Annotated in this window: 13 protein-coding genes; 6 read left to right on the forward strand and 7 right to left on the reverse strand. The window is 70.0% G+C overall.

The window, feature by feature from the left end; genetic code table 11:
* Complete coding sequence (locus tag AC07NS_RS03260; RefSeq protein WP_494601412.1) at positions 1-624, reverse strand: YceI family protein; 624 nt, start codon at positions 622-624, stop codon at positions 1-3.
* Positions 625-810: 186 nt separating this feature from the next.
* Between AC07NS_RS03260 and AC07NS_RS03265 the strand changes: the two genes are divergently transcribed.
* The gene (locus AC07NS_RS03265; protein WP_494601413.1) at positions 811-2,559 is read left to right on the forward strand and encodes an acyl-CoA dehydrogenase; all 1,749 of its coding nucleotides are present in this window, start codon (positions 811-813) and stop codon (positions 2,557-2,559) included.
* Between the two features lie 173 nt (positions 2,560-2,732).
* Here the strand turns inward: AC07NS_RS03265 and AC07NS_RS03270 are convergent, their stop codons facing one another.
* Positions 2,733-3,482: a MauE/DoxX family redox-associated membrane protein gene (locus AC07NS_RS03270; RefSeq protein ID WP_494601414.1), complete on the reverse strand. Its 750-nt coding sequence runs from the start codon at positions 3,480-3,482 to the stop codon at positions 2,733-2,735.
* Positions 3,483-3,551: 69 nt separating this feature from the next.
* On the opposite strand from AC07NS_RS03270, the gene AC07NS_RS03275 reads away from it, so the two are divergent.
* Positions 3,552-3,938, forward strand: a complete 387-nt coding sequence (locus AC07NS_RS03275) for a MerR family transcriptional regulator (protein ID WP_494601415.1) — start codon at positions 3,552-3,554, stop codon at positions 3,936-3,938.
* Here AC07NS_RS03275 and AC07NS_RS03280 read toward each other — a convergent pair.
* The 4 genes from AC07NS_RS03280 to AC07NS_RS03295 all read right to left on the reverse strand — a co-directional run bounded on the left by AC07NS_RS03280 (position 3,935) and on the right by AC07NS_RS03295 (position 8,072).
* Entirely contained in the window at positions 3,935-4,780 is an 846-nt protein-coding gene (locus AC07NS_RS03280; protein ID WP_494601416.1) for a DUF1206 domain-containing protein, read from the reverse strand. The two genes, AC07NS_RS03275 and AC07NS_RS03280, sit on opposite strands and share 4 nt — an antisense overlap.
* Before the next feature lie 203 nt (positions 4,781-4,983).
* Positions 4,984-6,957, reverse strand: a complete 1,974-nt coding sequence (locus tag AC07NS_RS03285; RefSeq protein ID WP_494601417.1) for a transglycosylase domain-containing protein — start codon at positions 6,955-6,957, stop codon at positions 4,984-4,986.
* A 117-nt stretch (positions 6,958-7,074) separates the two neighbouring features.
* Complete coding sequence (locus tag AC07NS_RS03290; protein ID WP_494601418.1) at positions 7,075-7,767, reverse strand: SdpI family protein; 693 nt, start codon at positions 7,765-7,767, stop codon at positions 7,075-7,077.
* Positions 7,764-8,072, reverse strand: a complete 309-nt coding sequence (locus AC07NS_RS03295; protein ID WP_494601420.1) for a metalloregulator ArsR/SmtB family transcription factor — start codon at positions 8,070-8,072, stop codon at positions 7,764-7,766. Before AC07NS_RS03295 ends, AC07NS_RS03290 begins: the two co-directional genes overlap by 4 nt.
* Positions 8,073-8,385: 313 nt before the next feature.
* Here AC07NS_RS03295 and recQ point away from each other — a divergent pair, with 313 nt between their 5' ends.
* The gene (gene recQ, locus AC07NS_RS03300; protein ID WP_494601421.1) at positions 8,386-10,236 is read left to right on the forward strand and encodes a DNA helicase RecQ; all 1,851 of its coding nucleotides are present in this window, start codon (positions 8,386-8,388) and stop codon (positions 10,234-10,236) included.
* 176 nt (positions 10,237-10,412) lie between these two features.
* Positions 10,413-10,739, forward strand: a complete 327-nt coding sequence (locus tag AC07NS_RS03305) for a hypothetical protein (protein WP_494601422.1) — start codon at positions 10,413-10,415, stop codon at positions 10,737-10,739.
* 306 nt (positions 10,740-11,045) lie between these two features.
* Here AC07NS_RS03305 and AC07NS_RS03310 read toward each other — a convergent pair whose 3' ends face one another.
* Positions 11,046-19,652 carry a putative Ig domain-containing protein gene (locus tag AC07NS_RS03310; protein WP_494601424.1) on the reverse strand — a complete coding sequence of 2,869 codons (8,607 nt, stop codon included), beginning with the start codon at positions 19,650-19,652 and terminating at the stop codon, positions 11,046-11,048.
* Positions 19,653-20,131: 479 nt separating this feature from the next.
* On the opposite strand from AC07NS_RS03310, the gene AC07NS_RS03315 reads away from it, so the two are divergent.
* Both AC07NS_RS03315 and AC07NS_RS03320 read left to right on the forward strand, forming a co-directional pair.
* A complete protein-coding gene (locus tag AC07NS_RS03315) occupies positions 20,132-20,674 on the forward strand; it encodes a phage tail protein (RefSeq protein WP_494601426.1) in 543 nt (180 codons plus the stop codon).
* Between the two features lie 25 nt (positions 20,675-20,699).
* Positions 20,700-21,233, forward strand: a complete 534-nt coding sequence (locus tag AC07NS_RS03320; protein WP_494601428.1) for a phage tail protein — start codon at positions 20,700-20,702, stop codon at positions 21,231-21,233.
* Positions 21,234-21,242: the final 9 nt, after the last annotated feature.

Consider the following 21,242-nt stretch of genomic DNA (forward strand, 5'->3'; position numbering starts at 1 on the left):
TTACTTCTTCGGATTGAATTCGGCTTCGATCGCCAGGTCGACGTCGTCGCCCACCATCGGCACCAGGTGGGTGAAGCCGAACTCCGAGCGCTTGATCTTGCCGGTCGCCGAGAAGCCCATGATCTGCGAGCCGAACGGGGTCTTGGCGAAGCCGTTGTAGGTGACGTCGAGGGTCACCGGCTTGGTCACGCCGCGGAAGGTCAGGTCGCCGGTCAGCTTGCCCTTGCCGGGCGAGGTCTGCTCGACCTTGGTCGAGACGAAGGTGATGGTCGGATACTTGGCCGAGTCGAAGAACTTCGGATCGTCCGAGATTTCCTTGTTGAAGTTGGGCAGGCCGGTGTCGACCGACTTCGGGTCGACGGTGATCGACACCTTGGAGTCCAGCGGCTTGGCCGGGTCGAAGCTGTAGGAGCCGTCGAGGCCCGACAGGCGGAAGGTGTAGTTCGAGGTGCCGAAGTGGCGCACGCGCAGGGTCAGGCTGGCGTGGCGCTTGTCCAGAGCCCAGGTCCCGGCCGGGGCGGCGGCGGGATCCGTCGCCGGTTGCGCCAGGGCGGCGACCGGGGCCGCGAGGGGAGCGGCGAGAAGGGCGCCGGCCAGAATGGCGTAGGCGAAGGGGCGAGCCATGGGTTCAATTCTCCAAACTGTCATAGTGACGGTTGCGATTTCCCGACTTAGGAACTTCACCGTCCAGTTGAAGGGGCGTCTTCTCACGAAGCCGTGATCGCCTGGCGGTCCTTGGCGCGGCGGGTCGCGCGATCTAAACAGGGATCACATACCCCCAACCCGACGCTTGAACAGATCGGCCCCTGCATGACCTTCCGCGCCCCCGTCCGCGACCTCGCCTTCGCCCTGCGCCACGTGGCCGGCTTCGACCAGCTCGCCGAGGCCTATCCCGAGGCCGATTCCGACACCGTGGACGCCGTGCTGGAAGCCGCCGGCGTGTTCGCCGCCGAGGTGCTGGCCCCGATCAACCGCCAGGGCGACCTGGTCGGCGCCAAGCTGGAGAACGGCGTGGTGCGCTCGGCGCCCGGCTTCGCCGACGCCTACAAGGCCTTCGCCGAGGCCGGCTGGACCAGCCTGGCGGCCGCGCCCGAGCACGGCGGGCAGGGTCTTCCGAAAGCGCTGGAGATCGCCACGCTGGAGATGGTGCAGGCGGCCAACATGGCCTTCGGCCTGTGCCCGATGCTGAGCCTGGGCGCCATCGAGGCCCTGGCCCTGCACGGGACCGAGCGCCACAAGTCGGTGTTCCTGCCCAAGTTGGTCTCGGGCGAATGGACCGGCACCATGAACCTGACCGAGCCGCAGGCCGGCTCGGACCTGGCGGCCCTGACCACCATGGCCACGCCGGACGGCCAGGGCGGCTACACCCTGTCGGGCCAGAAGATCTTCATCACCTGGGGCGACCACGACGCCACCGACAACATCGTCCACCTGGTGCTGGCCCGCACCCCCGACGCCCCTCCCGGCGTGAAGGGGATCTCGCTGTTCCTGGCCTCCAAGGTGCTGATCGACGAGGACGGCAAGCCGGGCGCGGCCAACGACGTGCGCGTCGGCGGGCTGGAGCACAAGCTGGGCATCCACGGCTCGCCCACCTGCGTCATGCTGTTCGAAGGCGCCAAGGCCGAGCTGGTCGGCAAGCTGCACCAGGGCGTGGCCCACATGTTCACGATGATGAACGCCGCCCGCCTGCAGGTCGGCGCCCAGGGCACCGCCATCGCCGAGCGCGCCTACCAGCAGGCCCTGAACTTCAGCCTGGAGCGCGTTCAGGGCCGCTCGGCCTGGACCGGCGCCTATCCCTCGCGCCTGTACGACCACCCCGACGTGCGCCGCACCCTGCTGCTGATGAAGGCCAAGATCGAGGCCGCCCGCGGCATCTGCCTGTCGACCGCCGTCGCCGCCGACCTGGCCCACGCCGCGACCGACGAGGCCGTGCGCGCCACCGCCAAGCTGCGCGAGGAGCTGCTGACCCCGATCGCCAAGGCCTGGTCCACCGACGTCGGCGTCGAGGTCGCCTCGCTGGGCGTGCAGATCCACGGCGGCATGGGCTTCATCGAGGAGACGGGCGCTGCCCAGCACTATCGCGACGCCCGCATCACCCCGATCTACGAGGGCACCAACGGCATCCAGGCCATCGACCTGATCGGCCGCAAGCTGGGTCTGGCCGACGGCCAGGCCGTGGCCGACCTGATGGACGACATCCGCGACACCATCGAGGCCCTGAAGGCCGCCGACGCCTCGCTGACCCCGGTCGCCGGCCGCCTGGAAGCCGCGCTGAACGCCGCCGCCTCGGCCACCGCCTGGCTGGTCGACCGCCGCGCCCGCGCCATGCCCGACGCCCTCAGCGGCGCGACGGCCTACCTCAAGCTGCTGGGCGACACGGTCGGCGGCTGGATGCTGGCCAAGGGCGCCCTGGCCCCGGGGGCCGAGGCCCTGCGCGGCCAGCTGCTGCGGGTCTATGCCGAGAGCGTGCTGGCCCAGGTCCCCGGCCAGCTGGCGGCGGTGACCCTGGGCGCGGAAGACCTCGTGGCGGTGACGCCGGAGGCGCTGGGGGTTCACTGACGATCTGCCCCCTCTCCCCTTGCGGGAGAGGGTGGCCTCCCGGAGGGAGGTCGGGTGAGGGGTCGAAAGACCTGTCCGCCGCGACGGCTGATCGGCTGTCGCGGCGGTTTTCGTTTGAGAGACCCCTCATCCGTCGGCTTCGCCGACACCTTCTCCCGCAAGGGGAGAAGGAATTAGTGGCCGCGAACCAGCATCCACACCGCCATCGCCACCATCATCACGTTCTCGGTCAGCGAGATGAACCCCAGCGGCACGTTGCTGTCGCCGCCGACGCAGGCGCATTTCAGGTCGCGCATGTCGAGATAGACGGCCTTGAACACCGACACCGCGCCGATCCCGCCGATCACCAGGGCCAAGGGCGCGGAAAACCAGGTCAGCACCCCGGCCGTCATCAGCACGCCCGCCAGACCCTCCGCGAACGGATAGACATAGCCGTACGGGACCCAGCGCTTGGCCAGCAGGTCGTAGCCCAGGAACATCGACGAGAAGCTCTCGACGTCGCGCAGCTTCTGGATCGACAGCACCACCATCGAGAAGCTGATGAACCATTCGACAGCCCGCGCCGTGAACGGCGTTCCGTCCACCACATAGGTCGCCGCCAGGGCCAGCAGGGCGGTCATGGCGAAGAGAGCGATCACCGGCTGGTAGGTCTTGGCCTTGGGATCGCGGGGCTTGCCGCCGAAGAACCGCCGCAAGTCGTCGAAGCCGCCGATCCGCTGGCCGTCGATGAACACCTGCGGCGTGGTCTTGACCCCGTGCTCAGCCTTGAAGGCGTCGGTCTCTTCCCGCGTCTTCAGGTGATGGTCCTCGACCACGTAGCCCCGGGCGCGCAGCAGGTGGCGGGCCTTCAGGCCGTAGGGGCAGACGTGCTTGTCCATCACCATGCGGTAGAGGACGGCGGTCTTCGGGGCGGCTGAACTCACGGCGGGTCTCCTTGTACGCGAACCGGACCCGCCTCATATGGGTTCCGTACCATGGTACGGAGTCAAGGCATGGCGGCGGATACCATTGCAGGGCTGGCCCGGGCCGGCGGGGTGGGGGTGGAGACCGTCCGCTACTACCAGCGCCGGGGCCTCCTGGAGACGCCCGAGCGCGGGGAAGGCGTGCGGCGCTATGGCGACGAGGCCGTGCGCCGGCTGCGCTTCATCCGCTCGGCCCAGGGCGCGGGCTTCACCCTGGAGCAGATCAACGAGCTCTTGGCCCTGGACGCCGGCCAGGACCGCGCCCGGGCCCGCGAACTGGCCCGCGACCGCATCGCCGACCTCGACGCCAAGATCGCCGAGCTGCAGGCCGCCCAGGCCGGCCTGTCACGCCTGCTGCACACCTGCAGCGCCGGCGACGAAGGCCCCTGCCCGATCATCGCGGCGTTCGAGACTTAAGGGATGATCTCCGCCGGCGGACGGATCCGCCGCCAGACGGCCTCGCCGAAGCCGAACACGCCGAACGCCACCAGCCCCAGAGCCACCACGCCCAGCAGCCAGGCGCCGAACGGCTGGCGTTCGAGGGCCTGCAAGGCCCCGGCCCAGCTGCGCGCCTCGCTGCTGCGGGCGTGCCAGCCGGCGCCGACCACGAACAGGCCCACGCACAGGGTCGCCAGGCCACGCGCCGCATAGCCGAACCGCGCCAGGGGCACGAGCCGGCGACAGGCCGCCTCGCCGCAGTCCAGGCGCTTGGCGAAGTCCTGGGCCAGGCCCTGCACCACGCCGCCGATCCCGACGCCCAGCAAAACCAGGCCGGCCGCCATCAGCAGGCGGTCGCCGTGGGGCAGGGCCAGAATGGTCGCTGCCGTGGCGTCGGCGGTCTGCTCCTCGTCGGCCTCGCCGACGTCCTCGAAGGCGTCGAGCAGCTCCAGCGCCGACCAGGCCAGCGAGCCATAGACCACGCCGCTGACCGCCTGGCCGACGCGGATCGCCCAGGCCTTGGGCGAGGCTCCGTGGCGGTCGGCGTCGAACACCGCCTGCAAGCCCCGCCAGAGCGAAAAGCCGATCAGCCCGGCCGCGACCACGGCGATCAAAGCCAGGCCTGGCGGCCACTTCGCCCAGGCCGCCAGCATCGCCGTCGCGCCGCGCGCCCGGGGGACGAGGTCGGCCGCCGCCAGCAGGGCCAGGCCGCCCAGTCCGACATAGACCGTCCCCCGCGCGGCGTAGCCCAGCCGCGAGGCCCATTCGAGCGGCTTGCGCAGGTCGAGGCGTGGTCGGGATTTTCGGAAGAACAGGCCCATCGGGCGCTCAACGGCGCGTCGCGGGAAGATGTTCCGCACGAGCAGCCCCTCTCCCAGAGGGAGAGGGAGGGGCCCAGGCGATAGCCTGGGAGGGTGAGGGGTTACGGCGTCAACCGGCGTGCCGGCACGCCGTCGAAAGTCCCTAACCCCTCGTCCGACCTGCTTCGCAGGCCACCTTCTCCCTATGGGAGAAGGAAGCCCGATCAGTAAGGCAGTTCCGGCGCCGTCTGCTGGGCCGGTTGTCCGGCCGGCGGCGGGGTCGCGCCGGGATCGGCGGTCGGCGTCTCGCCGCCGCCAAGGATGTCGCCGATCGGGTCCTCGGTCGGGGCCGGCGCCTCGGCGAAGCCGCCGGGGATCGGGGTGGCCTTCAGGCGCGGCAGGGCCGAGCTCATGAACACCTTCCAGATCTCGGCCGGCGGACCCGCGCCGCTGACCCGCTTCATGGCGGTGTTGTCGTCCTTGCCGGTCCACACCGCGGCGACGAAGCCGCCGGTGTAGCCGACGAACCAGGCGTCCTTGTAGTCGCTGGTGGTGCCGGTCTTGCCGGCGATGTCGTAGCCGGCGACCTTGGCGCGGCCGCCGGTGCCGCCGTTCACCACCTGGCGCATCATCTGGTTCATGTATTGCAGCGACGGCGAGCCGATCACCGACGAGCGCGGCTGCTTGTCGACGCTGTGGTCGTAGAGGACCTTGCCCGAGGCGGTGCGGATGCGCTCGATGCCGTAGCCCTTGGCCAGGAAGCCGCCGTTGGCGAACGGGGCGTAGGCCTGGGCCATCTCCAGCGGGCTGACCTCGACGGCGCCCAGGGCCATCGACGGGTCGAGCTGGATCTTGCTGGTGATGCCCAGACGACGGGCCGTGGCGGCGACGTTGCTGGTGCCCACCTCGTTGGCCAGGCGGGCTGCGACCGTGTTGATCGACTGGGCCAGGGCCGTCTGCAGGGTCATGGGGCCGAGGAACGTGTTGCTGTAGTTCTTCGGCTCCCAGTTGCCGATCTTCACCGGCTCGTCGACCACCATGACCGACGGGTTGCGGCCCTGGTCCATGGCGGTGAGGTAGACGAACGGCTTGAAGGCCGAGCCGGCTTGGCGGCGGGCGCTGGTGGCGCGGTCGAACTGGCTTTCGCCGTAGTCCTCGCCGCCGACATAGGCGCGGATGCGGCCCTCGCCGTCGATGGCGACCAGGGCGGCCTGCTGCACGCCCTGCTTCAGGTGGCCCTCGACGCCCAGCTGCACGGCGCGCTCGGCCGCGACCTGGATCGGCAGATCGAGCGTGGTTTCGACGACCAGGTCCTCGGTGGGCTCGCCGACCAGCGACCGCACCTGGGCGTCGACATAGTCGGTGAAGTACTGGGCGCGCTGGTTGGCCAGGGTGGCCGAAACCTGCACGGGCGTCTTGAAGGCCTCGTCGCGCTGCTCGGCGGTGATGGCCTTGATGCGCACCATCTCGTCGAGCACGACGGTGGCGCGGCGGGCGGCGCGCTCGCTGGCGCTGACCGGCGAATAGCGCGCCGGGCCCTTCATCATGCCGGCCAGGAGGGCGCTCTCGCCGATCGTCAGCTGCGAGGCGGGCTTGTTGAAATAGCGCTGCGAGGCGGCTTCGATGCCGTAGGCGCCGGCGCCGAAATAGACCCGGTTCATGTACAGAGCCAGGATCTGCTTCTTGCTGAACTTCAGCTCCAGCCAGACGGCCAGGATCAACTCCTGGGCCTTGCGCTTGTAGTTCTGGGCCGGGCTGAGGAAGAGATTCCGGGCCAGCTGCTGGGTGATGGTCGAGCCGCCGCGCTGGGGACCGCCCTCGTGGGTCAGGTTCCAGATCAGCGAGCGGCCGATGCCCCAGGGGTTGAACCCGAAGTGGTGGTAGAACTGGCGGTCCTCGATGGCGACGAAGGCGGCCGGCACGTATTCCGGCAGGGCGTCGATGTCGACCGGCGGCGCATATTGGCTGCCGCGCACGGCCAGCAGGGCGCCCGAGCGATCGAGATAGTTGATCGAGGGCTGTCGAGTGACGTCGTACAGCTTCGAGGTATCGGGCAGGTCGCGCGCGAACACCGCGAAGAAGGTGACCACGAAGATCAGCCCCCAGACCCCCAGCACCGTCGCCCAATAGAGCGCCGCCTGGAGGGGCGTGCGAGAAGTCTTCGCCGGCTTGTTTCCGCCGAAGGCGCCGTTAGCCATCTGTAACCCTAGGTCTCGTGCAACCCCGCCCGTGTGGCGGTGTCATAGCTCACGCCGACCAAACACGCGATAGGATTGACGAGAGATGAACGCGGTTTAACCGAGATGCTCGCCGCCTCAGGCGCGGTCGGGATCGGTGCGCCAGACCCGCCAGCTCTCGACGCCGGCGGCCAGACCCGAGGCGACGACGCCGATCATCATCACGTGGAAGCCGACGGGCTGGGGGACGACCGGCGCGGCGACCAGGCCGAGCAGGCCCGTCAGGCTGAGCAGCCGTCCGGCCAGGCGGTTGGACTTGTCCCAGGCCAGGCGGCTGCGCAGCGCCCAATAGGTGCGCACGCCGACCACGGGGTTGGGCTTGACCCGGCCGACGAAGGCGCCGAGCCCCAGGAACAGCGCCGCCATCCCGCCCATCATCAGCCGCAGGAAAAGGTCCTGGCCGCCGACGCGCGGCAGCAGGTCGAAGGCCACGCTGGCCAGCAGGGCTGCGGTGAAGGCGGGCGCGGCCAGGCCGACGATCCGCCCCAGGCGCCAGGTGAAGCGCTCGGCCAGCGGGTCCTTGGCCTGCCGTTCCAGCACCGCGCACAGCAAGGCGACGCCGCCGGCCACCAGGCCGATGAAGCCGATGGCCAGGGCCATCTCCGCCCGATCGCCCCAGCGGTCGACCTGGCCGGCCAGGTCGAAGTGCATCGGCATCGGGCCGGGCGGCCCCAGGCGCCAGACGGCCAGGGCGGCGGCGCCGATCGCCGCCGTCACCAGGATCGAGACGCCGTCCAGCGACGTCAGGCCGCGCGGATGCTCGCTGCTCATGCCTTGTTCTCCCCTTGCAGAGACCCGTCGGCCGCGCCGGCGGGCTCGCCCGCGCCCATCAGGTCCATCATGAAGGCCACCGCCTCCTCGACCGCCGAGATCACGAGGCGGTAGCGGACCGAGGCCCCGTCCTTCTCGGCCTCGACCAGCCCCGCCGCCTTCAGCGCCGCCAGGTGAGCGGTGACCGTCGGCCAGGCCATCTCGAACCGCGAGGCGATCTCGCCCGACGCCAGCGGCCCGTCGCGCAGCATGGCGACCATGCGGCGGCGGGCGGGATGCGACAGGGCCTTGAACACCTCGTTCATGAGTCAAGAGACTAATTAGTCGATTAACTAAGAGTCAAGAACGACTGCGCTCGCGCTCGACCGTCGGCGCTCCCCCAATCCGTAAAATCCCCGCGAAAGCGGGGACCCAGGTGTTTTATCGTCGAGCGCCGTGGTTTCAGAAAAAGCCTGGGTCCCCGCTTTCGCGGGGATTTTACGGGAAATCGGCATGCGTCGAGCCCAGTCTCGCCCCCTCCACCACTTCGTGGTCCCCCTCCCCCGTTTCACGGGGGAGGAGTAAAAATCCGCCGTTTCCGCACTTGGCGGGCCAGCCTCCCCCTGCCAGAAGAGCCACGTGTCCACCGCCCTCGCCTCCCCGCCCTCGCTCGACGCCGCGCGCGATGTCCTGCGCCGCACCTTCGGCCACCAGGATTTCCGCGGCCTGCAGGCCCAGGTGGTCGGCGAACTGCTGGAAGGGCGCAGCGCCCTGGCCGTGCTGCCCACCGGCGGCGGCAAGAGCCTGTGCTACCAGATCCCCGCCCTGGTCCGCCCGGGCCTGGGCCTGGTCGTCTCGCCGCTGATCGCCCTGATGGCCGACCAGGTGGCCGGGCTGCAACAGGCCGGGGTCGCCGCCGAGCGCCTGGACTCAAACACCCTGCCCGAGGAGCGCGCCGAGATCTGGCGACGCATCGAGGCCGGCCAGCTCGACCTTCTCTATCTGTCGCCCGAAGGCCTGATGCAGGGCTGGATGCTGGAGCGGCTGTCGCGCCTGCCGCTGTCGCTGGTGGCCGTCGACGAGGCCCACTGCGTCAGCCAGTGGGGTCACGACTTCAGGCCCGAATACCGGATGCTGGGCCGCATCGCGGAAGTCTTCCCCAACGCCCCGCGCCTGGCGGTGACCGCCACCGCCGACGCCCGCACCCGCGACGACATCCGCACCGAACTGCGCCTGCAGGGCGCGGCCGAGTTCGTCGACAGCTTCGCCCGGCCGGAGCTGGCCCTGAACGCCGAACGCAAGCGCGGCAAGGGTCACGACCGGGTCATCGAGCTCGTCACCGAGCGTCCGGGCCGCGCCGGCGTCGTCTATGCCGGCAGCCGGGACTCGACAGAGAAGCTGGCCCAGGCCCTGATCGACAACGGCGTGCCGGCCCTGGCCTATCACGCCGGCCTCGACAAGACCGTCCGCGCCCGCCGCCTGGAGCAGTTCCTCGAGGCCGACGAGGCGGTGATGGTGGCGACCATCGCCTTCGGCATGGGGGTCGACAAGCCCGACGTCCGCTTCGTGATCCACGCCGATCCGCCGGCCGCCATCGAAGCCTACTGGCAGGAGATCGGCCGGGCCGGGCGCGACGGCCAGCCGGCCGAGGGCATCACTCTCTACAGCAGCGCCGACCTGGCCTGGGCCGGCCGCCGCATCGACAGCCGCGAGGCCCCCGACGAGGTCAAGCAGGTGCAGAGCCGCAAGCTGCGGCAGTTCTACGCCATGCTGGAAGGCATGACCTGCCGCGCCGCTGCCGTCCGCCGCTATTTCGGCGAGGAAGGGGTGGAGCGCTGTGGAACCTGCGACATCTGCGTCTCGCCGCCGACGGGAATAGATGCGAGCCAGGCCGCCCAGAAGGCCCTGTCGGCCGCGCATCGTCTCGGCGGGCGCTTCGGACGCGGCCGCCTGATCGATCACCTGCTGGGCAAGACCAAGGACGTCACCCAGCAGGAAGCCCAGATGTCGACCTTCGGCATCGGCAAGGAGTTCAGCCCGCAAGGCTGGCGCGACCTGCTCGACACCCTGGTGTTCGAAGGCCTGCTGCGCGAGGACCCCAATGACGGTCGGCCGCTGATCGGCCTGGGCGACGGCGAGGGCGTGCGGGCCGTCTATCGCGGCGAGCGGCAGGTGTCGCTTCGCCAGGCCCCGGGCGGCGACGCCGGCGGCGGCAAGGCTGGTTCCGGCGGCAAGAGCCTGCGCCGACGCCAGGCCCTGACCGTGCCGCCGGGCGACCAGATGCTGTTCGAGGCCCTGCGCGCCTGGCGCAAGGAGCAGGCCTCGGCCCAGCACGTGCCGCCCTATGTCATCTTCCACGACGCCACCCTGGCCGAGATCGCCGCCGCCCGGCCGCTCACCCTGCCGGCCCTGGGCAAGTCGGGCGGGGTGGGCCAGGGCAAGCTCGACCGCTACGGCGAGGCGGTGCTGAAGGTGGTGCGCGACAACTGAGGTCGCCTCCCCTCGGCGAACGCCTGCGGGACGGCCAGGAGGCGATGCACGCAAAAGCTGTCGCCCGCGCCTCTTGTCCGAACCAAACCGGCTCGCCAGGTGTTAGTCTCCAGACGCACCGCCGCGCGCGCCGTAGCGCCGCGCCCTAGAACACACCCCCAGATTGGGAGACGCCGATGACCGACGCCACCATCAAGACCGATCTCGCCGGCGAGGCCAGCGCCGCTTCCGCCCGCGCCAAGAGCAGCGCCAAGAAGACCGCCGCCAAGGCCACCGCCGCGGTGAAGAAGGCCGCCGCCACCGTCGCCGAGACCGCCAGCGAAAAGACCCAGGTCGCCCGCGACTACGTGCACGACAAGACCGACGCGGCCATCGCCTGGTCCAAGCCCCGCGCCGAAGCCGCCCACAAGGCCGCCGAGGACCATCCCCTGGCCCTGGCGCTGGGCACCTTCGTGGCCGGCGCGGTGTTCGGCTTCCTGCTGGCCCGCAACTTCGACCGCTGATCATCCGCATCACTGAAGACGAGAACGCCCGGCGGGTCCGACCCGCCGGGCGTTTTTCGTGTGTTCCTTCTCCCCTTGCGGGAGAAGAGCCTGCCCCGGACTTGATCCGGGGTGTCGCCCCCCCTGGTCCGGCCAAAGGCCGGCCCGAGGATAAACTCCGCCGACGGATGAGGGGTCGCACCCACGAAAAACGCCGCGACAGCTGATCGGCTGTCGCGGCGTTCGACGTCTGAGAGACCCCTCACCCGACCCCCGCCTTCGCGGGGGCCACCCTCTCCCGCAAGGGGAGAGGGCTCCGGGTCAGGATCAGAAGGGCGACTGGACCGAGAGGCGGACCCCCTGGCTGTCGCTGTCCTTCGACACCGAGTTGTCGAAGTCCAGACCGATCTTCCAGCCGCTCTTGACCGTCAGGTCGGCCCCGAGCTCCAGCCGCAGCTGGTCGCGGTCGATCGGATCCACCGCCAAGCGGTAGGTCGGACCGCCCACCCAGTCGGTGTAGCTGAGCATGGCGTCAGCGGCCTTCTCGAAGTCGTGCGAGTACTCGACCCGGAAGCGCGGCGCCAGCAGGCCGGCGGCGGTCTTGCGGGCGAACTCCCCGCGCAGGCCCAGCGTGCCGGTCAGGCTGCGCACGGTCTGCTCGTGGTAGGTCAGACCGTACGGTCCGCCGCCGTTCTCCGAGAAGGCGTCCAGAACCGACCGGCTGTAGGCCATGCGCCCGTAGGGCGACAGCAGGCTGGTCGGGGTCCGGTGCTCGTACCCGAAGGTCAGAGCCAGGAACGTCTGGTCGCCGTCACGCTTGCCGGTCACCAGCTCGCCCGTCGTGGTGACGTAGCGGCGGCTGTCGAAGTCGAGCGACCCGAAGCCGACCACACCATCGACGAAGGTCTTCTCGCTCGGCTGCAGGCTGGCGTAGAGGCCGGCGCTGTAGCTTTCGGCCCGGCTCTTGGTGCCGTTCTTGCCCACTCGGCTGGAGTCTCGGCCGTAGCCGAGGCCCACCCCGAAGGCGAACTGCCCGTTGACCCGGTAGTCGACGCCGGCGGTGATGCCGTCGGTCGTGAAGCGGAAGCCGCTTTGCGAACCGACCGTGTCACGCATCCCGAAGTCGGCCGAACCCGCGGCCCACACGCCCCAGCGCTGGGGACCGGCCTGGCCGTCTTCGCCGTCGTTCCCGGGCGCCGCGTCGGCCGACGAGGCAGCCGGCAGCAGCGGCGAGGACGGATCGGCCGCGTCGTTCATGCCGAGGCTGGCGTACTTGCGGAACCGCTCGCGCGCTTCCAGCCCATCTTCCCGCTCGGTGTTGCCGCCGCGGACGCTGACCCCGAACCCGCGACCCGCGCCGCCGCCGTTGTGCAGCTGCTCGAGGCGACGGCTGAAGTTGCTGATCTGGGCGTCGGCGAACCGGATGGCCGCCGCGTCCTGAGCCGCGACCAGACCCTTCACTTCCGGATCCTGCGAGGGATCGGGACGAGCGGTGACGATCACGTTGATCCGGCCGGGGGCCGAAGTCGCGAAGGCGTTGCTCAGCGTGTAGGTCACCACCGCCGTGCCCGCGAAGGCGTTGTCGGGGGTGAAGGTCAGGGTGTAGGCGCCGGTCGAGGGGTTGGTGATGACCGCCGCGCCGGAGTTGGCCGGGGTGACGCTGACCACAGCCGCGCCGATGAACGGCCCGCCGCTGGCGTTGGTCACCAGGTTCACGACCGCCTTCTGGCCGGCGAGGATCTCGACGGTGATCGGCGGGGCCGTGAGCGGCGCCGGGTTGACCGTCACCGTCACCGGCACCGGATCGGAGGCCCCGAAGGGGTTGTTGATCCGGTAGGTGAAGGCGTCGGCGCCCGAGAAGCCGGCGGCCGGGGTGTAGACGATGTTCAGACCGTTGATCGTGGCCGTGCCCTTGGTCGGGGCGGTGGCGACGGTGACGCTCGTGAACGGGCTGCCCGTGGCGCCTTGGGTCGCCGCCAGGGTGGCCGATTGGCCGGCCAGGACGGTGATGACCTGAGCGGTCTGGGTCGGCGTGGCCAGCGGGGTGACCGTGACGGTGACCGTCGCCGGACCGCCCGTGCCGCCTTCGCCGGTGGCCGTGTAGGTGAAGGTGTCGGTACCGAAGAAGTTGGTGGCCGGCACGTAGTTGACGGTCAGGGCCGACACCGTCGCCGTGCCGTGGCTCGGAGCCGTGGCGATGGCGATGGTGCTGATCGGACCGGTGTCGTTGGCGGTCACCGCGATGTTCACCGTCGCATTGGCGGCGAGCGTGGCGGTGTCGTTGACGACGACCGGGGCCGGGGCGGCGACGGCGACGCTGATCGCGGCCGGCGACGAGGTGCCCCCAGGACCGGTGGCGGCGTAGGTGAAGCTGTCCGGACCATAGTAGCCGGGGTTCGGCGTGTAGATGATCTGGACCGAGCCCGAGCCCTGCGAGTGCATCCGCGACGCGCTGCCGCTGACCGTCGCCGTGCCGTGTTGCGGCGGGTCGACGATGATGACGGTGTCGTAGAAGCCGTCGATCAGCGGAGCGACGTCGATGGTGGTCGGCGCGCCGGCCGGGGTCGAGGTGTTGGTCGGTTCGACCACCGGCGGCGGAGCCACGTTGACCGACAGGGTGACGGAGACGCTGGCCGAGTAGGGACCAGAGCCGCCGGCCGAGTCGGTGGCCGTGACCGTCAGCGGGAAGCTGCCGTCCTCGGTCGGCGAGCCCGAGAGCACGCCGGTCGAGGTGTTGAACGACACGCCCGTCGGGAGGGTCCCGGTGAGGGCGTAGGTGTAGGGCGCCACGCCGCCGACCCCGTGGAAGGTCTGGCTATACGCGGTGCCGTAGTCGGCCGTCGGCAGCGAGGTCGGCGTCACCGACAGGGTCGGCGCGGCGATGGTGATCGAGAAGATCGCCGAACCGGTGGCGCCGTAGGCGTCGGTGGCGGTGATCACCGTGCTGTAGGTCCCCCCGGCGGTCGGCGTGCCCGAAAGGACGCCGGCGGTGCTGAGGGTCAGGCCGGGCGGCAGGCCCGCACCCGTGAAGGTGTAGGGAACCGTACCGGTCGTGGCCGTGAAGGTCGCGCCGGCGTAGGCCGCCGCCACCGTGCCGCCCGGAGGCGAACCGGCGACCACCAGGACCGGGGCGGTCACGGTGATCGAGACCGTGGCCGGAGCCGAAGCTCCACCGGCGTTGGAGGCGGTGTAGGTGAAGCTGTCGGCGCCCGAGTAACCGGCCGTCGGCGTGTAGAGGAAGGTCATGCCGCTGACCGTGGCCGTCCCGTGAGCCGGGCCGGTGGCGACGGTGACCAAGGTCGCCGGCACGCCGGACAGGGCCGGGGTGATCACGTTGTCGCTGCTGTTGGCGGCGACGGTCGTGGAGACCGCCCCCGGCGTCGGCGGCGCGGGCACGTTCACGACCAGGCTGTAGGAGTTCTCGACGATGTACGGTCCGCCGCCGGTCGTGGAGTCGGTGGCCCGGATGATGATGCTGAAGGTTCCCGTGACGGTCGGCGTGCCCGAGAGCGCGCCGCCGGTCGACAGGGTGATACCGGTCGGCAGCGTGCCGGACGTCAAGGTGTAGGTGTAGGGCGCCGTGCCGCCAGTGGCGGTGAGCGTCTCGTTGTAGGCGGTGTGCTGGGTCGCCGCCGACAGGCTGGCCGGGCTCATGTTCAGGGTCGGCGCGTCGACCGTGACGTTATAGGCCCGCGAACCCGTATAGGGACCGACGCCGGTGCTGGAGTCGGTGGCGGTGATCGTGAAGTTGAACGAACCCGAGGCCGTCGGCGTGCCCGAGAGCAGGTCGCCGGTCAGGGTGAGACCGGCCGGCAGGGCGCCGCTGGTCACCGCGTAGGTGTAGCCGCTGGTCCCGCCCGACGCGGTGATCGTCTGGTTGACCGCCGTGCCGACCACGACCGTGCCCAGGGTGGTGGGCGAGACCGTGATGGTCGGCGCCGAAACGGTCAGGGTGTAGCTCCGCACGCCGGTGAACGGCGCGCCGGTCCCCGTCGAGTTGTCGGTGGCGGTGACGTCGAAGGTGAAGGTCCCGCCCGCGGTCGGCGTGCCCGAGAGCGCGCCGACGGTCGACAGGGTGACGCCGGCCGGCAGGGCGCCGCTGGTCACCGCGTAGCTGTAGGGCGCGGTGCCCCCGCTGGCGGTGATCGTGGCGCTGTAGGCGACGCCGACCTGGCCGTTCGACACCGAGGTCGGGGCGACCGTGATCGTGGGCGCGCCGATGGTCCAGCTGTAGGCGCGCACCCCTGTATAGGGACCCGTACCGGTGCTGGAGTCGGTGGCGGTGATCGTGAAGTTGAACGAACCCGCGGCCGTCGGCGCGCCCGAGAGCACGTCGCCGGACAGGGTGACCCCGGCCGGAAGGGCGCCGGCGGTCACCGCGTAGGTGTAGCCGCTGGTGCCGCCGCTGGCGGTGATCGTTTCGTTGACGCTCGTACCGACCGCGACCGAGGTCAGGGTCGTCGGCGAGACCGTGATGGTCGGCGTCACGATGGTCAGGCTGTAGCTCCGCACGCCGGCGAACGGCGCGCCGGTCCCCGTCGAGCTGTCGGTGGCGGTGACGTCGAAGGTGAAGGTACCGCCAGCGGTCGGCGTGCCCGAGAGCGCGCCGCCGGTCGACAGGGTCAGGCCGGCCGGCAGGGCGCCGCTGCTCACCGCGTAGCTGTAGGGCGTGGTGCCCCCGCTGGCGGTGATCGTGGCGCTGTAGGCCGAAGCGACCATGCCGTTGGCGAGCGAGGTCGGCGACAGCGTGATCGTCGGCGAGGCGACGGTGATGCTGTAGGCGGCCGCGCCCGTATAGGGACCCGAACCCGTGCTGGAGTCGGTGGCGGTGATCGTGAAGTTGTAGGTTCCGCCGCCCGTCGGCGAGCCGGAGATGGCGCCGCCGGTCGACAGGGTCAGACCAGGCGGGAGGCTGCCGGCGGTCACCTGGAAGGTGTAGGCCGACGTGCCGCCGCTGGCGGTGATCGTATCGCTGTAGGCCGTGGCGATGAGACCGCCGGCCAGGGCGCCCGAGGCGGGCGACAGGGCGATCGACGGGGCGCCGATCACCAGGGTGTAGGCCTGCGTGCCGCTATAGGAGCCGCCCGTGGTCGCGTCCGTCGCCTTGATGGTGATCGGGAACGAGCCGCCTTCCGTCGGCGTGCCCGAGAGCACCCCTCCGGTCGTCAGGGTCAGGCCGGCAGGCAGAGTCCCGCTGTCGAGAGAGAAGACATAGGGAGTCGTGCCGCCGCTGGCGGTGAAGGTCTGGCTGTAGGCGGCCGCAACGTTTCCGGCCGGCAGGCTCGAGGGCGACACGACGATCGTCGGAGCGCTCACCGTGATGCTGTAGCTGGCCGAGCCCGTGTAGTTGTTGCCGCTGCTGTCGGTGGCGGTGACCGTGAAGTTGTAGGTCCCCGTCGACGTCGGCGTGCCCGAGGCCACGCCGCTGGCGCCCAGCGACAGGCCCGGAGGCAGGGCGCCGGCGGTGACGGCGAAGGTCGTCGGCGTGACGCCGCCCGTGCTGGTGAAGGTCTGGCTGTAGCTGACGCCGGCCTGGGCGCCCGGCAGGGCCCCCGCGGCGGGCGACAGGGCGATGGTCGGCGCGGCGATGGTCAGGTTGGCCGAGGCCGAGCTGGTGTAGCTGCCGTTGCCGCCCGAGCTGTCGGTGACGGTGACCACGACCGTGGCGGTGGTCGCCGTGGTCGGAGTGCCGCTGATGACGCCCGAGCTGTCCATCGTCAGGCCGGCGGGCAGGCCCGTGGCCGAGAAGTTGTTGTAGGGCGGATTGCCGCCGCTGATGGTCACGGTCGAGGCGCCGGTGTTGTAGGCGACGCCCACCGTGCCGGTGGAGGCCGGCAGGGTGACCGAGAACACCGGGTCGTTCACGGTCACGAAGACCTGGCCGACGTTCGACGTGCCGCCCGCGTTGGTGGCGACCCAGTTGAAGGTGTCGGTGCCGCGGAAGCCGACCGGCGGAGTGTAGCTCATCAGGCCGGCGCTATCGACGCTGACCGTGCCGCCGTAGGACGAGGCGCCGACCTGGTAGCCGGTCGGGCTTTCGGTGGCGTGCGGGGCGGCGCTGAAGGTCGTCGCCGTGGCCGAACCGCTATTGTAGGTCAGGCCGCTGATGGAGAAGGACGAGGCCACCGGGGCCGGCGGCAGGCTGACCGTCAGGGTCGCCGTGGTGTTGGCGTTGTACGGACCCGCGCCCAGCGAGCTGTCGGTGACGTTGACCGTGACCGTGAAGACCCCGTTCACCGCCGGCGTGCCGCTGATGACGCCGCCGCCGGCGTCGGTCAGGCCCGAGGGCAGACCGCTGATGCTGTTGACGGTGTAGCTGGCCCGGCCGCCCGAGAAGGTCACGGCGGCGGCGCCCGAATTGTAGACGCGTTCGACCGTGCCCGTGCTGGACGGCAGGGTCACGGTGATCGTCGGATTGCCGATCGTGACGGTGACCGTGGCCGGCGCCGAGGTGCCGCCGACGTTGGACGCCGTGTAGGTGAAGCTGTCGTTGGCGTTACGATAGCCGATGGGAGGCGTGTAGGTCGCGATCCCGCTGCTGTTGACGCTGACCGAGCCGCCCTGGGCGGTCGTGGCCGAGCCCACGGCGTAGTTGGTCGGCGTGCCGCCGCCCGTGATGTAGAGCGACAGGTCGATGTTGGTCGTCAGGTTCGAGCCGTCGTTATAGGCGACGATCGAGCCGTAGGTCTGCGAGCTGCCGACCGGCGGCGCGACATAGGTGTACTGGTCGGACGCGCCGGTGGCGCTGGTCCCGCCGGGCGTGGTCACCGTGATGTCATAGGTGCCCGCCGAGGCGGCCGGCGACGTCGCCGTGATCTGGGTGTTGCTGTTGATCGTGTAGGTGGCGGTGGTCGCGCCGAACAGCACGGCGCCCGTACCCGGAGCCGCCGCGAAGCCCGTGCCGGTGATGGTCACCGTCGTGCCGCCCGCGGTCGGACCCGCCGTCGGCGACACCGAGGTCACCGTCGGGGCGCTGATGTAGGTGTACTGGTCGGACGCGCTGGTGGCGCTGGTGCCGCCAGGCGTGGTGACGGTGACGTCGTAGGTGCCCGCCGAATTGGCCGGCGACGTCGCCGTGATCTGGGTGTTGCTGTTGATGGTGTAGGTGGCGTTGCTGGCGCCGAACTTGACAGCGCCCGTACCCGGAGCCGCCGCGAAGCCGGTGCCGGTGATGGTCACGCTCGTGCCGCCGCCCGTCGGGCCCGCTATCGGCGACACCGAGGCCACGGTCGGGGCCGAGACATAGGTGTACTGGTCGGACGCGCTGGTGGCGCTGGTGCCGCCCGCCGTGGTCACGGTGATGTCGTAGGTGCCCGCCGAGTTGGCCGGCGACGTCGCCGTGATCTGGGTGTTGCTGTTGATCGTGTAGGTGGCGGTGGCCGCGCCGAACTTGACGGCGCCCGTACCGGCCGCGGCCGAGAAGCCGGTGCCGGTGATGGTCACCGTCTGGCCGCCGCCCGTCGGGCCCGCCGTCGGCGAGACCGCCGTCACGGTCGGAGCCGCGACATAGGTATATTGGTCAGCCGCGCTGGTGGCGCTGGTCACGCTGCTGTTGGTGACCGTGATGTCCACCGTGCCCGCCGAACCGGCCGGAGCCGTCGCCGTGATCTGGGTGTTGCTGTTGACCGTGTAGCTGCTTGCGTTGGTCGCGCCGAACTTCACGCCCGCCGCACCGCTCGTGCCGGTGAAGTTCGTACCGGTGATGGTCACGCTCGTGCCGCCGCCCGTCGGACCTGCCGTTGGCGAGACTGCCGTCACGGTCGGCGCCGCCGAATAGGTGAACTGGTCGGAGGCGCTGGTGGCGCTGGTGCCGCCCACGGTGGTGACGCGGATGTCCACCGTGCCGGCCGAACCGGCCGGCGAGGTCGCCGTGATCTGGGTGGCGCTGTTGACCGTGTAGCCGGTCGCCGCCGTGCCGCCGAACGTCACGGCCGTGGCGCCCGACAGGTTCGTGCCGGTGATGACGACGCTGGTGCCGCCCGCGGTGGAACCGACGGTGGGCGAGACAGCGGTCACGGTCGGGGCCGCGACATAGGTGTACTGGTCGGCCGCGCTGGTGGCGCTGGTGCCGCCGGTGGTGGTGACGCGAACGTCAACCGTACCGGCCGAACCGGCCGGGGCGGTCGCGGTGATCTGGGTGGCGCTGTTGACCGTGTAGCCGGTCGCCGCCGTGCCGCCGAACGTCACGGCCGAGGCGCCGCTCAAGTTCGTGCCGGTGATGACGACGCTTGTTCCGCCCGCTGTCGGACCGGCGGTCGGCGAAATGCTCGTCACGGTCGGCGGGGCCACGTAGGTGTACTGGTTGCCGGCCGCGGTGGCGCTCTGGCCGCCGGTGGACGAGGTGACGCGGGCGTTGACCGTGCCAGCCGAGCCGGCGGGGGCCGTCGCGGTGATCTGGGTGGCGCTGTTGACCGTGTAGCCGGTCGCGTTCGTGCCGCCGAAGGTGACGGCGGTGATGTTGACGAAGTTGGAGCCGGTCAGAACGACGCTGGTGCCGCCCGCCGTCGAACCACTGGTCGGGCTGAGCGAACTCACCGCCGGCGGAACGTTGAGGTTCACCGTGATGCCCACCGACTTGGTGGCGTTACAGGTCGCCCCCCCGCCGTAGGACGGACAGGTATAAAGCGTCAGGGTCTCGGTCGCCGGCGCGTTGGCGTTCACCGACATCAGGGTCACCGTGAAGATGTCGGTGGCCGAGGCGTCGGAATAGGCGCTGTTGGACCTGAACTTGTAGGTCGCGTTCGCCGTCGTGACCGTCGTGTCCGCGGATGGATAGGGGTAGATGTTGCTGTACCCCTCCCCCGGATAGTCGATCCCGTTCTCGCCCTGGATCGAGTGGATCCCGGTCCAGAAGCTGTCGCCCGCATAGGTGATGAAGATGTCGCAGCTGCTCGCATTGAGCGTCTGCGTGGCTCCCACCGAGGTGAAGGTCATGGCTGAGAGGGTGCAGTCAGCGGCTCTCGACTCCGTCGGCGTACCGAGGCTCGCCCCGAGAAGCACGGTGGCGAAGACCAATGGAACAGCGAGAAGTTTGCCGAACCGGGACGCGAACGCCGAAAAGATCTTGGCGAACACGGACGAAGATTCCGCAGCCGGATAACCGGCGCGAAGCATGCTGACGCTTTTCAAAAGCCGTCCCCCAAACGCACCGCCCCCGCGGTGCACAATCCAAACGCGTTTCGCGGCCAAAACGCACAGCCGCCCCATCTCAACGCTAAAGCGAATTAAATGCCCGCTCCAGTGCATTTATGCACAGATTTCAAAAAATTCGCATTCTTTGGTTGCTGTCGGTCTGGAACCTGACAGTCCGGACAAAAACCGAGATCTCGGTTTTTCGCTTTACAGTTGATTTTATCCCGGGCCATGCTTGGCCTGGGCGCGCACTTTTTGCGCGTCTATCCCGGGGGAGGGCTATGGCAGAATTCTTCATGGGCCAGGTCATGATGACCGGCTACAACTTCGCGCAGAAGTATTTCGCCTTCTGCAACGGGCAGCTTTTGCCCATCAATCAGAATACGGCGCTGTTTTCGCTGCTGGGCACTTATTACGGCGGCAACGGCACCACCAACTTCGCCCTGCCTGACCTGCGTGGCCGGACGCCGGTCGGCTTTGGCAGCTCGGTGGATCCGTCGTGGCAGCCTTCGCCCTACCAGCTAGGCACGGTCACGGGCGTGGAGAACGTCACGCTGCTGACCAGCAACCTGCCGTCGCACACCCATACCGCGACGGCCACCACCCAGGTGGGCGGCGGGCGCAACCCGACCGGCGGCCTGTTCGCGACCTCGGGCGTCAGCACGACGTCGGCCTATGTGGCCCAAGGCGGAGGCGCCCTGCAGCCGCTCTATCCGGCCACGATCGGCGTGACGGGCGGCACCCAGCCGCACCCGAACCTGCAGCCCTATGAGGCCATCACGTTCGTGATCGCCCTGTCGGGCATCTACCCCTCGCGCAACTGATCAGCCGTCAGAACGGAGTTCTAAAATGAGCCAGCCGTATGTCGGCGAAATTCGTGCGTTCGGTTTCTCGCGCACGCCCACGGGATGGTTTCCCTGCGATGGACGACTGCTGTCGATCGCGGACTACCAGGTCCTCTACACCCTGCTCGGCACCACCTTCGGTGGCGACGGCGTGACCACCTTCGGGATTCCGGACCTGAAGGGCCGCCGCCCGATCCACTGGGGCACCCTGCCCGGCGGCAGCACCTATGTTCTGGGCCAGAAGTCGGGCACGGAAGAAGTGACGCTGATCACCCAGCAGATCCCGTCCCACAACCACACCATGGTCGCGGTCGCCGGCGCCGCCACCGCCATCACCCCCGGGCCGACCCTGTTCCCCGGCACGATCGGCGGCGCCGACACGCTCTACCTGCCGGACGCCGCGGGCACGACGGTGGTCGCCATGGACACCGAGGCCGTCGGCTTGACGGGCGGCAGCCAGCCGCACGAGAACTGCGCCCCGACCCTGACCGTGTCGATCTGCATTTCCGCCTTCGGCGTCTTCCCGTCGCAAAACTGAGCTGGAGAT

This window comes from Caulobacter sp. GW821-FHT10A10, from assembly GCF_059415745.1.